The organism is Vulcanisaeta sp. JCM 14467, assembly GCF_001316245.1.
Lineage (GTDB): Archaea > Thermoproteota > Thermoprotei > Thermoproteales > Thermocladiaceae > Vulcanisaeta.
Genome location: NZ_BBDM01000008.1, coordinates 1 through 13,361, shown reverse-complemented (window position 1 = coordinate 13,361; position 13,361 = coordinate 1). Strand labels below are relative to the sequence as shown.

21 protein-coding genes, 1 tRNA gene and 1 pseudogene are annotated in these 13,361 nt (G+C 46.4%); 14 read left to right on the top strand and 9 right to left on the bottom strand.

Annotated elements, in window-relative coordinates; all coding sequences use genetic code 11:
* Positions 1 to 40: 40 nt before the first annotated feature.
* Positions 41 to 934, top strand: a complete 894-nt coding sequence (locus JCM14467_RS08155; RefSeq protein WP_054849760.1) for an ATP-grasp domain-containing protein — start codon at positions 41 to 43, stop codon at positions 932 to 934.
* A 25-nt stretch (positions 935 to 959) separates the two neighbouring features.
* Positions 960 to 1,190 (top strand): hypothetical protein, encoded by a 231-nt coding sequence (locus tag JCM14467_RS08150; protein ID WP_252901137.1) that lies wholly within the window; start codon positions 960 to 962, stop codon positions 1,188 to 1,190.
* An 11-nt stretch (positions 1,191 to 1,201) separates the two neighbouring features.
* Here the strand turns inward: JCM14467_RS08150 and JCM14467_RS08145 are convergent, their stop codons facing one another.
* Positions 1,202 to 1,861 (bottom strand): PRC-barrel domain-containing protein, encoded by a 660-nt coding sequence (locus JCM14467_RS08145; protein ID WP_054849759.1) that lies wholly within the window; start codon positions 1,859 to 1,861, stop codon positions 1,202 to 1,204.
* Between the two features lie 259 nt (positions 1,862 to 2,120).
* Here JCM14467_RS08145 and JCM14467_RS08140 point away from each other — a divergent pair, with 259 nt between their 5' ends.
* Positions 2,121 to 2,312: a chromatin protein Cren7 gene (locus JCM14467_RS08140; RefSeq protein ID WP_054849855.1), complete on the top strand. Its 192-nt coding sequence runs from the start codon at positions 2,121 to 2,123 to the stop codon at positions 2,310 to 2,312.
* A gap of 79 nt (positions 2,313 to 2,391) precedes the next feature.
* Here the strand turns inward: JCM14467_RS08140 and JCM14467_RS08135 are convergent, their stop codons facing one another.
* The 4 genes from JCM14467_RS08135 to JCM14467_RS17220 are packed head-to-tail and all read right to left on the bottom strand — an operon-like array spanning position 2,392 to position 4,945.
* Complete coding sequence (locus JCM14467_RS08135) at positions 2,392 to 3,612, bottom strand: DegT/DnrJ/EryC1/StrS family aminotransferase (RefSeq protein WP_054849758.1); 1,221 nt, start codon at positions 3,610 to 3,612, stop codon at positions 2,392 to 2,394.
* A 40-nt stretch (positions 3,613 to 3,652) separates the two neighbouring features.
* Positions 3,653 to 4,090, bottom strand: a complete 438-nt coding sequence (locus tag JCM14467_RS08130) for a YkgJ family cysteine cluster protein (RefSeq protein WP_054849854.1) — start codon at positions 4,088 to 4,090, stop codon at positions 3,653 to 3,655.
* Position 4,091: 1 nt separating this feature from the next.
* Positions 4,092 to 4,565, bottom strand: a complete 474-nt coding sequence (locus JCM14467_RS17225; RefSeq protein ID WP_252901136.1) for a hypothetical protein — start codon at positions 4,563 to 4,565, stop codon at positions 4,092 to 4,094.
* Positions 4,493 to 4,945 (bottom strand): hypothetical protein, encoded by a 453-nt coding sequence (locus JCM14467_RS17220; protein ID WP_252901135.1) that lies wholly within the window; start codon positions 4,943 to 4,945, stop codon positions 4,493 to 4,495. Before JCM14467_RS17220 ends, JCM14467_RS17225 begins: the two co-directional genes overlap by 73 nt.
* Positions 4,946 to 5,056: 111 nt before the next feature.
* Between JCM14467_RS17220 and JCM14467_RS08120 the strand changes: the two genes are divergently transcribed.
* The 5 genes and pseudogenes from JCM14467_RS08120 to JCM14467_RS08100 all read left to right on the top strand — a co-directional run bounded on the left by JCM14467_RS08120 (position 5,057) and on the right by JCM14467_RS08100 (position 8,712).
* Positions 5,057 to 5,473 (top strand): hypothetical protein, encoded by a 417-nt coding sequence (locus tag JCM14467_RS08120; RefSeq protein WP_054849757.1) that lies wholly within the window; start codon positions 5,057 to 5,059, stop codon positions 5,471 to 5,473.
* Positions 5,473 to 5,916, top strand: coding sequence for an ARMT1-like domain-containing protein (locus tag JCM14467_RS08115; protein WP_054849756.1), 444 nt, complete (start codon positions 5,473 to 5,475; stop codon positions 5,914 to 5,916). Before JCM14467_RS08120 ends, JCM14467_RS08115 begins: the two co-directional genes overlap by 1 nt.
* Positions 5,917 to 6,108: 192 nt before the next feature.
* Positions 6,109 to 7,173, top strand: coding sequence for an FAD-dependent oxidoreductase (locus tag JCM14467_RS08110; RefSeq protein ID WP_054849755.1), 1,065 nt, complete (start codon positions 6,109 to 6,111; stop codon positions 7,171 to 7,173).
* A gap of 46 nt (positions 7,174 to 7,219) precedes the next feature.
* Positions 7,220 to 8,127: pseudogene (locus tag JCM14467_RS08105) on the top strand (fumarylacetoacetate hydrolase family protein).
* Positions 8,128 to 8,172: 45 nt separating this feature from the next.
* Positions 8,173 to 8,712, top strand: coding sequence for a helix-turn-helix transcriptional regulator (locus JCM14467_RS08100; RefSeq protein WP_054849853.1), 540 nt, complete (start codon positions 8,173 to 8,175; stop codon positions 8,710 to 8,712).
* A gap of 9 nt (positions 8,713 to 8,721) precedes the next feature.
* On the opposite strand, the gene JCM14467_RS08095 is transcribed toward JCM14467_RS08100, so the two are convergent.
* The 4 genes from JCM14467_RS08095 to JCM14467_RS08080 all read right to left on the bottom strand — a co-directional run bounded on the left by JCM14467_RS08095 (position 8,722) and on the right by JCM14467_RS08080 (position 10,863).
* Positions 8,722 to 8,919, bottom strand: coding sequence for a hypothetical protein (locus JCM14467_RS08095; RefSeq protein ID WP_054849754.1), 198 nt, complete (start codon positions 8,917 to 8,919; stop codon positions 8,722 to 8,724).
* A 9-nt stretch (positions 8,920 to 8,928) separates the two neighbouring features.
* Positions 8,929 to 9,723: a sulfocyanin-like copper-binding protein gene (locus JCM14467_RS08090; RefSeq protein ID WP_252901212.1), complete on the bottom strand. Its 795-nt coding sequence runs from the start codon at positions 9,721 to 9,723 to the stop codon at positions 8,929 to 8,931.
* A 119-nt stretch (positions 9,724 to 9,842) separates the two neighbouring features.
* Positions 9,843 to 9,930: transfer RNA gene (locus JCM14467_RS08085), tRNA-Ser, on the bottom strand.
* Positions 9,931 to 10,086: 156 nt separating this feature from the next.
* On the bottom strand, positions 10,087 to 10,863 hold the full coding sequence (locus tag JCM14467_RS08080; RefSeq protein WP_252901134.1) for an SDR family oxidoreductase: 777 nt from the start codon (positions 10,861 to 10,863) through the stop codon (positions 10,087 to 10,089).
* A gap of 310 nt (positions 10,864 to 11,173) precedes the next feature.
* Between JCM14467_RS08080 and JCM14467_RS17215 the strand changes: the two genes are divergently transcribed.
* The 6 genes from JCM14467_RS17215 (at position 11,174) to JCM14467_RS17190 (ending at position 13,299) form a co-directional block, all read left to right on the top strand.
* Positions 11,174 to 11,488, top strand: coding sequence for a hypothetical protein (locus JCM14467_RS17215; protein ID WP_252901133.1), 315 nt, complete (start codon positions 11,174 to 11,176; stop codon positions 11,486 to 11,488).
* A 4-nt stretch (positions 11,489 to 11,492) separates the two neighbouring features.
* The gene (locus JCM14467_RS17210) at positions 11,493 to 11,915 is read left to right on the top strand and encodes a hypothetical protein (RefSeq protein ID WP_252901132.1); all 423 of its coding nucleotides are present in this window, start codon (positions 11,493 to 11,495) and stop codon (positions 11,913 to 11,915) included.
* On the top strand, positions 11,894 to 12,259 hold the full coding sequence (locus JCM14467_RS17205; RefSeq protein WP_252901131.1) for a hypothetical protein: 366 nt from the start codon (positions 11,894 to 11,896) through the stop codon (positions 12,257 to 12,259). The genes JCM14467_RS17210 and JCM14467_RS17205 overlap by 22 nt, the downstream gene beginning before the upstream one ends.
* 166 nt (positions 12,260 to 12,425) lie before the next feature.
* A complete protein-coding gene (locus tag JCM14467_RS17200) occupies positions 12,426 to 12,833 on the top strand; it encodes a hypothetical protein (RefSeq protein ID WP_252901130.1) in 408 nt (135 codons plus the stop codon).
* Positions 12,821 to 13,105, top strand: coding sequence for a hypothetical protein (locus JCM14467_RS17195; protein WP_252901129.1), 285 nt, complete (start codon positions 12,821 to 12,823; stop codon positions 13,103 to 13,105). Before JCM14467_RS17200 ends, JCM14467_RS17195 begins: the two co-directional genes overlap by 13 nt.
* 17 nt (positions 13,106 to 13,122) lie before the next feature.
* A complete protein-coding gene (locus JCM14467_RS17190; protein ID WP_252901128.1) occupies positions 13,123 to 13,299 on the top strand; it encodes a hypothetical protein in 177 nt (58 codons plus the stop codon).
* Positions 13,300 to 13,361 lie beyond the last annotated feature (62 nt).

Here is a 13,361-nt window from a genome sequence, read left to right as displayed (position 1 = left end):
GTTAAAAGACTTATAAATTAATTTAAATTGGGCACGGTGTATGTCTAATTCAGTCGTCATAATAGGCGATTCGCCAATACCCGACAGGCCAAGCAGGGACTTAATAGTCTATGCGAGAGACGCCGGTTTGAATGCCATGTATGTACCGATTTCGCGGATATCGGTTAAGGTTGATAAGGATGGGCCAGTCACGGTAATTAGGGATAGGCCGTTTAAGGTTGATGGGGTCTTCCTCAGGAGTCTCGGGGTTCTTATTGATGTTGAGACGTTCTTTAGGAGGACGATAACCATGAGGTTGATTGAGGAGAGTGGTGCCGTGGTTATTAATCCATTAGATGGGTTGTTGAGGACTAGGAATAAGCTTGAGACTACGGTGATACTGAAGAGTAAGGGCTTGCCCGTGCCCGATACAATAGGCACCGAGGACATATTATATGCCTACGAGGTTGCTAAGAACATGAAGGATGTGGTGATCAAGCCATTGCAAGGCTCTAGGGGTTATGGCGCTGTGAAGGTTAGTGACGCCGACATCGCATTTCAGATAATGAGGACCCTGCTCACGTTTAAGAAGCCCATATACCTGCAGAAGTACATAGAGAAGCCCAACCGCGACATAAGGGTTATGGTGATTGACGGTGAGGTCTTCGGGTGCATGATTAGAGTTGCTCCAATGGGTCAATGGAAAACTAATGTCGCCCAGGGAGCCGTTGGAAAGCCCTGCACAAACATTGATAAGACAGTGATGGAGTTAGCGATTAAGTCTGTGGAAGCGCTTGACTTAATTTATGGCGGTGTTGACATTGGCGAGGGTAAGGATGGCTACGTAATTTTTGAAGTAAATGGTTCGCCAGATTGGGCTGAGTTAACCGCGGTCACGGGTAGAAACCCCGCTAGGGCCCTTGTTCTTTCTATGATGAGGAGGTTGAAGGCGTAAACAATAAGGTTTATTTCTTCTTAAATTGGGTTCACTTAGGGTTATGACTAGGTGGTTAATTAAATGTGATAGGTGCGGTATCGAGACCGTACTAAACGTGGGGTATGACTTAACAAACCTCGGTAGTAAATTGTACCTTTATTGTGAGAGGTGTAGGAGGAATACTGAGCACACAGTACTTGGTTATTATGATGATGACACGAACGAATTCGTTCCATTCGAGAGGGCATTATCATTTAGGTATAAGTCATTATGAGAGACGAGATTTTAGTAGCACTCCTTCTCTAGTTCCATCCTTAATGAAAGCAATTCAGACCTAACCTTCCTTAGTTGATTAAGCAATTCCTCAAGTCCTGCCAATTCGTTCTTCTCATCATCACCTAAATCACCAACCACCTGCTTAATCATTAACTCACTCCTCCTCCTTTCTGCATTACCTATTTTCTTATCTATTTCAGAGAGCGTATCGTTTATCGAACTAATCTTCTCATTACACTGCCTAATCCACTTAATCCTCTCCTTCTCAAGTCTCTCTCTAATGTCTCGGTATAAATCCTCCTTAATACCACCCTGGAGCAGTAGGTCACTGAGCTTGTTCAATTTATCCATAATATCCCTAAGCCTCTCCCTAATGCTATCAACCTCATTCCTATACATAATAACGAGGCCCGAATACTCATCACTGAATTTTTGAAACACCACCTTATCCGTTGCGAACACGGCACCAACATCGTTAACATTAAACTCCTTAGTACCCCCATCACCTAACCTAACCGTTATGGAGACCGGTCTCAAATCACTCTTACTCAACTTTATACTTACCACAGTACCAATTACCTTACCATCATTAGTAACGACAGGCTTACCAACATACCCCCTAAACTTCTTCTCCGTAGACTTTGCCGAATTAAAGAATTTAAATACCATCAAGAGGACGGTCAAGCATCAATATAAATATGTATTATTTAGTAAAATGTACGTACTTGAGCAATAATACAGTGGACTTTGACCTAGTAAAGACAGTTAATGATTAGTGATAACCGTATACGTTACAAAAGTCCGTGTTATATTAATCTTAAGTATATATTCTTGTTTTTGTTTTTCATTTCTTTTTCGTTTTATTCTTATGGTTCTTTCTAAAGCGATATATTTATAAATCTGCGTTACAGAAGAGATAATGGTCAATATGGTCTCGCTTGAGGATCTGGCTAAGAGGGAGTATGAGGTTGAGGGTAGGAAGTTGAGGCCTACGAAGGTTTGGAAGGTTCAGCCTAAGGGTAGGAAGGGCTTCGTAATGGCACTCTTCAAAACACCAGACGGAAAAACCGTGAGAAAAGTAATCGCCAAAGTAGACGAACAAGGAAACATAATCGTATAAGCGACGATCAAATCATAGATTAAAATTAATCAACCTCAATCTATTTCATTATTAAATTATTAATTCGCGTTTACTTCCTTCACTTCCTATAGTAATTAAGAACCTTCTTTATGGCATTTGCGGTATCTACTGCGTCTTCAGTGGTGTATAATGGTCCGATCAATATTGTCACTACTCTCTCAGCAACCCACTCAGCATTAGGTAGTGGTTTATACGTGACCTTCCTCCCATAATACGGGCACGTCCATGGGCAGCCCTTACCGTGACCCATCGTGTTAGTTATTATTGGCTCCTTATGGAGTGGTATTGGGTATGCCACAGTGACTGCCTCAATACCCTCAGCCCTGAGAGCCTCAACAACCCTATCCCTACCAACCCTGAGCTTCTCTAGGTTTAGGATTATTTGGAATAGGTGCCATGCATGCCTAATGTATGGTTTTGGACGTGGGAATTGAATAAGGTCATTCTCAACATCCCGTAACTCCTCCATGAGGACCTTAGCAAAGGTCTCCTTACGCCTAATTATCTCCTCAATCCTCCTCAACTGTGAATAACCAAGTGCTGCCTGAAACTCGGTCATCCTATAGTTATAACCGAGCAACTCATAGTAATACTTCCCGGTCTCGCCATGACTCCTCAACAACCTAGCCCTATTGGCAATATCGGCATCGCTTGTAACGACGGCACCACCCTCACCGGTGGTTATTGTCTTCGTTGGATAGAAACTCAACGTACCAACATGCCCTATCGAGCCAACCATCCTACCCCTATAAATGGCTCCAAGGGCCTGAGCCGTATCCTCAATGACGTATAAACCCCTCTCATTGGCAATCTTCATTATCTCATCCATCTCGGCCGGGTAACCCGCCAGGTGAACGACAATCACTGCCTTAGTCCTGTCAGTGATCACGTCCTCTATGGATGCGGGATCTATGTTCAAGGTCTCTCTATCGATGTCCGCAAATATCGGTATTGCATTTGCGTGCAGTATCGTCGTCGCCGATGCAGCAAATGTGAATGGCGTCGTAATGACCTCATCACCAGGTCCGACACCAATGGCCTTGAGCGCGACGTGAAGTGCGGTTGTGCCGTTGGATACGGTTATTGCGTACTTAACGCCTAGGTACTTAGTTAATTCCTGCTCAAGCAGGGCATTCCACTTACCGCCGATGGCTGATAACTGGCCTGACCTGAGCACGTCAACAACCAGGTTAATATCCTCATCGGTTATCCAGGGCCTAAAACGAAGAGGTGTAGACCTAATCGGTTTTCCACCTTCAATTGCAGGTAAGTCACTCATTACAATGAGCCAGTGAGTGAAGACCAATTATAAGTATTTACTATCCATGGATCCTAACCTTAACCTTGTACAGCCTTGCCAACGCCTCCTCAAGGGCCTTCGTCTCCTCAGGGAAGTTACTGAGTCCGAGCCTCTCGCCAGCACTTAGGGCTTCGTTAACCCACCTACACTCCTTCGATATTAATACCTCACCTGTATTTGGATTGTAAAGTAACGGATACATCTTACAGGCAAGCGGCTTCACCGCATGTATTGTGCATGCCTTACCCTCCCTATCATAGAATGGGCAGTAACCCCTCATCAACCACCTATAAACCCTAACGCCATTAATGTTCAATTCCCTATACCTAATATCGAAGCCCCTAGCCCTAGCCAAAGCCCTCAACCTGGCAAGCTCATCCTCAAACAGGATTGGGCCCCTCTCCTCATTATCAAAGTAACAGCACTCATCACACCGCAGGCACTGAAATACCCTCATCCTAACCACTTGGGTTAAGGACATTATTAATAAGGAGTTCCCTCAGCCTCTCGATATCCTCAGGTTTCGGCTTCTTAATAATGCTAAGGTCCGTTATCAAGTAATCAACTAAATCAAATGGCACCTTATCAAATAGCGGAACCCGCACGTTCAAGCCATCCAGGTTGAAGTCCACGGAATAAGTCTCCCCAACACCACCCACCGCCGCCTTATACGACTCGGCAATAACTACTGTATTCGCGTCAAACCGATGCGCAACAATGAAGAGGGTCTCGGTACCGATCTTATTGAGGAAGTAACCATCGCTATACAGGCCATCAGCCCCTGAAATCACGTAACTAACATCCCTTATGAAGTGGGCAATCGCTGAATCCGGTATTGGAACCACGTTGCTCACGTGACTTAGGTAATCCTTAATGGCTTGAGAAACCTCATTACCCGGTCTCGACTCCATGATATATAGCGTATCAAGCACTTACCCCACCTTGATAAGGCAGCCTTGATGGCTGAGCTGTAACTAATGGTCATGACCCTCGACCCACACCTAATGGGGTACCTATCTAATTGAGCCATTAAACGCTTGGATACCTCCTCATACAAATTCTTCAACCTATTGATTATGTCATTGAGGTCTAAGTCCATATTTATGGCATCCTCGATTATGCTCGTTAGGTTCATTATCGATGCCATGCCCGGCCTAACACTCCTCAACTCATTAAGCAATGCCTTGATATCGTTAATGCTTAGTTTATTCTCAATCGCGAGTTTAATAACATCAATACCCCTCAGGAAATACCAGGACGCACCATGCACCCTATCCTCCCTCAACTCCCTCAACAACTCCTCAATGCTCATGGCTTGATTAGTATCAGCATAGGGAGGTTTAAAGTTATGTCGGTGTTGAAACGAAGATATAGAGTAATTATTAGGCAAATTACTTAATAAGCCACTAATTACTGGGTCTCAATGCTATATATAGAGACCCCAGAATGCATACTATGTGCTCTGGAGTCCAGGATGCAGGAATTAAAGAAGCTGGGCGTTAACGACATCAACGCATACACGCGCATAACAATGCACATATCAAGCCTAATACCGAGGGGTAGAACACCACTCTTCATAGAGTCCTTTGAGTTAGTAACGAAGATCCTGGGCAACGACGATCCGCACGCCAGTGAGAAGAGGGAGCTTGAGGATACGGCATCCCTCATCATAAGCAATATAATTAAGGATGCGGGCAACGACATAATTAGGTATTTCGAAATAGCCGCCGCGGCTAACTCCGTGGATGTCCCAATGAGGGACTATCAATTCGACATTAATGACTTCGTGAATAAACTCCTCGAGGAAGCGGTTTGGCTTAACACGTCAAGGAGGAATTAATGAAGCTGCTAGGTAATATTAAAGATGTTGGTTACGTCCTTGACAATTCCGGGGAGTTTCAGGTGGATGCATTACTAATTAGGAAGTTAATTGACCTGGGCCTTAAGGTCACGGTATACGCCAGGGGCCTGCCCTACGAGATAGACGTCACGGCTGATTACGCAAGCAGGGTATTGGGTGATAGGGTGAAGGTCGTGTCCACGGGTAATAGATACCCAGTATTCTACAACAAGGGTTTATGGCGCGACCTAAGTACACATGAGTTAATTATTTCCAAGGGTGTTGGTAATTTCGAGGCATACCTAGAGAATGATTTAAGGCTTAGGGTCCTATTTCTATTTAGGGCTAAGTGCGGGCCAATAATTAGGTTATTACGCGTTCCCAAGAACAGTCCCGTCATTTACTTAAAGAATGATGGTAGGTCATCCGTAATTGATATATAACTATAGATATTTTATTGTATCTTATTTATTTATAAATTATTCTTTTATAATAGTGATATCTTAAAAGATAATTATAATCCTTAACACTATAATCTTTATAATTGTTAATTATTTAAAATTGATGCTTCGTAAAATTACCGTTGAATTAAGCATTAGGAAAGACTTATATAAAGGATTCCCTCGATACCTCCCGTGAAGTTCGCACTCAAGTGTTCTCCGGGCCAGAAGATTGAGAGACGTAGTGAGAAGGTTGCCATTATTGGTGCTGGACCTGCAGGCCTTGGCGCAGCCGGCTACCTAATTTGCAGGGGCTTCCAGGTCGATGTTTATGATAAAATGCCAGAGCCTGGCGGATTAATGATATTTGGAATACCCGAGTACAGGGTTCCCAAGAAGAACGTTAGGGCTGGCGTTAAGGAATTGATCGAGCTGGGCGTAAACTTCATACTAAAGACTAAGGTTATTGCCGATGAGGAGGAACACGTTGATGGAGATGACTTTATCGAGAATAAGGTTCACCTCGAGAACCTGATCAATAACTATAACGCAGTGCTAATAGCCACTGGGACCTGGAAATCAAGAAACCTGGGCATACCTGGCGAGAACCTAAAGGGTGTTTACCTAGCCCTTGACTATCTATACAGGATCTACACGAGCGAGCTTAGCTACTTACCAAAGTCCGTTGTCTACCCAACCGGCGACAGGGTGGCCGTTATTGGAGCTGGCCTAACGGCTGTTGACGCAGCCATAGAGGCCCAGAGACAGGGGGCTAAGGAGGTCTATGTGCTCTATAGGAGGACGATAAACGAGGCACCTGCGGGTAAGATGGAGATTCAGGGATTGATAAAGAGGGGCATTAAGTTTGTGGAGCTCGTGGGTATAACGGAAATACTGGGTAAGGACCACGTGGAGGCAGTCAAACTAATCAAGATGAGGCTCGGCAAGCCCGACAAGAGCGGTAGGCCAGCACCAGAGCCAATACCAGGTAGTGAGTATACCATGGACATGGACACAGTGATAGCGGCTGTCGGTGAAATACCAACACCACCATTCAGGGATGGCTGCTGCGGCATTAAGTTGACGCCGCACGGAACAATAGACATTGATCAGAAGCACAGGACGACTAGGAAGGGCGTGTTCGCGGCCGGCGACGTGGCCACGGGGCCAAGCCTAATCGGTAAGGCGTTGAAGAACGGCATCGATGCGGCGATGGCGATTGAGGAGTACCTACTTAAGGGTGGGTGGAGGGAGCAGTAAACCAGTTAGTAGTGATGTTTAAATTAACATTAGGTAATCATTGATTGTGAAGCTCCTATCCTTCCAATGGAATAACACGGTCAGGGTCGGCGCATACACCGATAAAGGCATTTTAGACCTGCCAAGCGCCTACATGGCCATTTACGAAACCGCTGAAGCCCCAAGCTTCCTCTATGATATGAAGGCACTCATTAGTAATGGTGAGCCAGCCCTGGCACTGGTCAGGAACTTGGTGAATAGGGCTATTAGGAGTGGTGATCAATCGCTCTTTAGGGATCCAAACTCAATAACCTGGCTACCACCAGTGCCGAACCCAGAGAAGGTCCTGTGCGTCGCCGTTAATTATAGGGCGCATGGTGAGGAGAGCCAGGCAAAGCCTCTCGATAGGCCGTACTTCTTCCCAAAATTCCCAAATGCCCTTATTGGTCATAATCAACCAATACTCAAGCCAAGGGTCTCAAAACAAGTCGACTGGGAGGTGGAGTTGGCACTAATCATTGGCAGGAGGGGTAAGTACATTGATGCTGATAAGGCGCTCGATTACGTATTCGGCTACTTAATCCTAAACGACGTATCAATGCGCGACTGGCAGTTCCCAAGTAAGGAGCCTTATGGAATGGACTGGATTTATGGTAAGAGCATGGACTCATCAACGCCCGTGGTCCATACATAGTCACTAGGGATGAAATACAGGACCCGCACAACCTAAGGCTTATGCTTAGGGTTAATGGTGTTGTGGAGCAGGATGATAATACTAGGAACCTAATATTCAAGATACCAGAACTAATCCACTGGGCATCCCAGGGAGTAACGCTTAAGCCCGGCGATTACATAAGCACCGGCACACCACCTGGGGTGGGTTTCCCAAAGGGTAAATTCTTGAGGGGTGGCGATGTCGTTGAGGCTGAGGTTGAGGGTATTGGTGTTTTGAGGAATACCGTTGTTGAGGAGTAAATCACTTAAAATGGTTTATTAAGTTATGGCGTTAAATAATTAATGATGGGCGATGAACGTAATATATTGCGTAATGGGTTAGTTATAATTGGTGCCATAATTCTAGGTATTGGTGCCTACCTGCTCTACGGCGCGTTGGTGATGGTTAATTACATGGCTTATTACCACTGCATGGGTATGATGTGTGGTATGATGGTTTACTATCCGCTGTTCCTACCGGTGGTATTGATAGTAATAGGCGCTGTCATGATTATAATCCCAATGGCGCTAATCAGTACTAAACCCCAGGGGTTGGGTCAACCACGGCAATTCACTTCCGCGGAAAACACCACGGTGAGTGACACCAATGATTATTATGGTAGGGTCCTTAAATTACTGCCTAAGGCTGAGCGTGAGGTTCTTGAATACGTGATTAGGTCAGGTGGTGAGGTATTTCAGTACCAAATAATGAGGGATCTTGGGTTATCCAAGGTTCAGGCCTGGAGGATTGTGCGTAGGCTTGAGGAGAAGGGTTTGGTTGAGGTTACTAAGGTTAAGGGTAGGAACATAGTGAGGTTGAAGGATTTGAGTAAGGCTGGTCAATGAGCCCCTGCCCTAGCCACCGCATGAGCCGTGCGTATGACTTAGTGAATGAGCATTGCTCGAATCACGTATTAAGCTCCTTATGACCCAAACTATCAAAAGTACTATGAGTATTAGGAATAACACGGCAACCAACGCACCAATTACCCAACCAAACCAACCAAGGCCAAACCACGGCCAAATCCCCAACCCCACCAACCCCACATGCATGGCACGGCATCACCACCACCCCATCATACTGCCCATCCAGCCAGGTCCATAGTACGGCACTGGGTATTGACCAACTGGGTATGCCGGCGCCTGTGCAGTATTAACGCCGTTACCCACCGCGACTATTTCGCCATACATGCCCTCCTCGGCATGGCCTGGGTATGTACAGAGGTACCAGTACGTGCCTGGTTCAGGCACTGCGAATGTGTACCCATAGCCATAGGCATAACCAGTCCCATAATTAGCCGGTGGTAACCACCTCATGTAGAGCATCATTTGAGGCCCCATACCGCCGTACATAGCTATATAGGGCATCACGTTGTATGGATATGGCGGTGGCACAGTTGTGATGACGAAATTGTGGTACATATCATCATCGAGATTCACGAAGGTCACGTGGACAGTGGCCCCAGCGGGTATGACCAGTGTTGGGTTTATGAGTCCGTAAATAATGAAGACATCCCCATGCGCATACGGTGGTGGCGTTGCATTGAACATTTTCTCAGCATCATCACCCATCATGGCCACGACTAGTAGGTCTATGTTTTTACTGGTAAATACTATGGTGTTATTGCCTGGGTAAACATGGGCATAACTGGGTACTTGGGTGACCTCCTTGATTACCTGGTTTATTGAGTATGTACCGTAGTAATAACCATCATAGTAATTATTGATTAATGGATTAATGGAGTAACTGCCGTAGTAATTATAGTAGTAATAAGGTATGATTGCATAAACAATTCCTAAACCAGCGACTAGACTAACTGCAACTCCGATTACGATCCAAATCCAAGTCCTACTCATATTGGTCACGGGGCACAGCCTGGTTTCCTGAATAAAAACCCTCGGTGTAACCAGCCGTGTAACCATGCCGTACCAGGGTTACACCCTAATGAATAATTGGTAGGTGATTAAGGATTTCTTGGTGCCGGGGCCGGGATTTGAACCCGGGCCCCTTGCGGGGACAGGATCTCAAGTCCTGCGCCTTGGACCTGGCTCGGCCACCCCGGCAAGGACAATAAACCATCAATGCCGATTTAAAGCTTTTTCTTCGTGGTTACGGTTTTGCCATCGCCCTCTCGGTCTCCAGCTCCCTCTTAAATATGGCCAGTGCGTGGTTTATGTCGTTGAGTGGTATTCCCAGTAATTCAATAGCCCTCTTATTACTTAAGCTACTATCCTGGGTCTGCGTGCTCTGTAGTTCACATCACTCAATTTAATTGGTTTTATCAACTCCTCATTAAACCCAAAGTACTTGGCTATGGCCCTCGCAAACTCATACCTACTCAGCCTCGGGCCAACCACATGTAGAATCCCAGTGAACCTCATTTCCAGCAACTTTACGAAGGCCTCACCAATTATCGTGTTTAGTGTTGGTGATGACCATTGATCCATTATCGCAGTCACGGCCTCACCCCTCATGAGTTTATCAACCACGGTCTTACCGAAGTTGACCCTGCCAGGCCCCGCGCCGTATATCCAGGCAACCCTGACGATAGAGCCTCCTAGGGCCTTTGTGATTTCCTCGGCGAGGAGCTTAGTCAATCCGTAGTAGTTAACGGGCCTTGGCGCATCATCCTCCGTGTACATGCCTCTCTCGCCATCAAACACGTAGTCTGTCGATAGGTAGTAAATTGCGGAGCCGACCCTATAGGCTGCCGTGAGTAACTCCCTACTCGCCAGCACATTAACCCTATAACAAAGCTCTAACTGCTCCTCACACTGATCAACGTTGCCTATGGCGGCCATGTGAATTACCACATCGGGCTTGTAATCACTAATTAACCTGGCGGGGTCCCTGGTTAGGTCCGCCTTAACCGTGGTGACGCCGGGTATGTTTATTGGGTGTTCGTTATATGTGCCAATAACGTCATGTTTATTGGCTAGGCTAACTGCCGTTTTATAGCCAGGCGATGAACTAACGCCGGTAATTAACACAATCATCAAATCCCAATTACTTATTGGTTTATAAAGGAATTCCAGGAGGTAGTAAGGTTAATTAAGCCATAACCTATTAAACTAGTTGAGGGAGGGCTCGAGAGCCGTGTGGCCCACGGCCCAATGACCTGCCGCTCCTCCGGAGCGGCCACATTCCTCTCCTGCAATTCAATATTCTCCTTATCGTTGGGTGAATTATCTAGTTTATTTTGAATTATGTGTTGAATTTTCACTTTTTAATTTTGATTTAATTTCGTTGATTATCGTGGCCGAGATTTTTTATTTGGGGTACCCTAAGTAATTTGGGGTGGTCATAATGTTGTTTAGTATTGAGCCTAAGAGTAGGAGGGAGGACCTATATGACTTTGATCATGAGTTGGGCATGCTCATTAAGTTCCTGAGGGGTTCGAGGTTGACCCTGGTCACTGGCTTGAGGAGGACTGGTAAGACTTCGCTTATGAGGGTTGCGCTTAATGAGGCTGGTGTTGATTATGTCTATGTGGATGTTAGGTTGAGTCTTTACGCTAATTACCGTGATGTGGTTGAACTGTTCATTGGAGCTATCAATGATTTCCTGCGTAGGAGGTCCTCGATCGTAGATAGGATAATTAATGCGTTTAAAAAACGTTGAGGGCTTGAGGGTTTCCCTTAACCCACCTGGGATTTCCATAAAATTCAGAGGTGGGTCGCGGGTTAATATTGCTGACTTACTCATTGGGCTTAACGATATTGGTGAGCCAGTTATAATAGCCATTGATGAGGCTCAGGGACTTCGGAGGGTTAATTGGCTTAGGTTCGATAGGTTATTCGCTTACATCTTCGATAACCTAACGAATTTGAGGCTCGTCCTGTCAGGCTCACAGATCGGCCTATTATACGGCTTCCTGGGCCTTAACGACCCAAGGGCGCCACTCTTCGGCAGGGCTTACATGGAGATTAAGACGAGGAGGTTGAGCCTGATGAATCCCTGGACTTCCTCGAGCGTGGCTTCAGCCAACTCGGTGTTAACTGCCCGAGGAATGTCCTGGAGAGGGCTGTGGAGACTTTCGATGGTATAATTGGTTGGTTGACCTACTTCGGTTATGAGTACTCGATGAGGGGTTCGGCGGACTTTGATGGTATACTTAGGAATGCCGTCCAGCTGGCGCTCAGTGAATTACGCAACTTAATATCCTCGCTTAGGAGTTATAGGTATTACGTGATACTGAGGGTGTTGGCCGAGGAGCCAATGCCCTGGAGATTGATTAAGCGTAGGCTCGAGGATTACGAGGGTAGGGAGTTGAACCCAGCAACTGTCTCTGAACTACTCAATAACCTAGTGGGTATGGGTGTTATCGAGAAGGTTGACGACGAGTATAGGATTGCGGACCCAGTGTATAGGCTCGCTGCCGAGCACCTCTAAGGGTTTAATACCTGGGCATTTCCCCACAGTGAGCATCAAATGGACCTAATCAGGTACCTGGAGTTTAAGGAGAAGTTGAGGGATAGTTGGAGGACGAGTTAAGCCTGAATCTATTGAGCGAGCTAGGCGGGACCCGCATGCGAGGAGGTATCCACGCCCATGCGGTATGACTATACATACTGGGATTGGCTGCTCATACTCATGCACGTACTGCTACATTTACGACATGGAATTCCCACACAGGGCAAGGCCATACCCACTAAATGGTAAGGAGTTACTATACGCATTGACGTTAAACCCATACGTGGTGCTTGGGCCGGGTGGTACAATGCTGGCCATGGGCTCCGTGACGGAGCCATTCCTGCCAGAGACGAGGGAGAGGGCCCTTGAGTACATAGAAACGCTCGGCTCAATCGGAAATCCACTCCAGGTTAGTTCCAAGTCGGTACTTAGCGATGGGGATATAGCTAGGATTAAGGAGCACGCACCACATATAAGCTTTCTCGAGACTGTGGTCTGCATTAGGGATTGTAGGAGGATAGAGCATTGGCGCCGGACCCAATGGATAGGTTAATGTTCGCAGGCAGGCTAGCAAGGGCTGGCGTGAATGTATCCCTCTTCATCAGGCCCATAATACCCGGCATTACCGATAGGGATGCCCGTGAAATACTGAGCACGGCTAGGGAGCTTGGCATCAAATCCGTGGTACTCGGCACGCTTAGGGTTACCGCAAGCATATATAAGAGGCTCAGGTCCATAGGCATTGACCTTAGCGATAGGCTGCCAAGCAGTAGGCTTAGCAGGGAGCAGGTGCCCATTAGGCTAGGGACCTCAAGGATAGGATAGTCGCCATCGCCCGCGAAATGGGGTTTAGGGTCTACGAATCTGCCTGCGGCGCGAATATAGAAGCTGCAGGGCTTGGGTGCTATGCCTGTAAATGGGGGCCGTGTGGTGACGTGAGTAGGTTACCCAATGTGGATGCTAGGCATGTTAATGAGTTCATTAAGTATCTCGCTATTCCGGCCGTGTTGAGCAGTTAAGTAATTATAGATCGTCACTAGCTTGATGAGCGTAGTCCTTAAGGGGTTGAATCCGGGTCGGC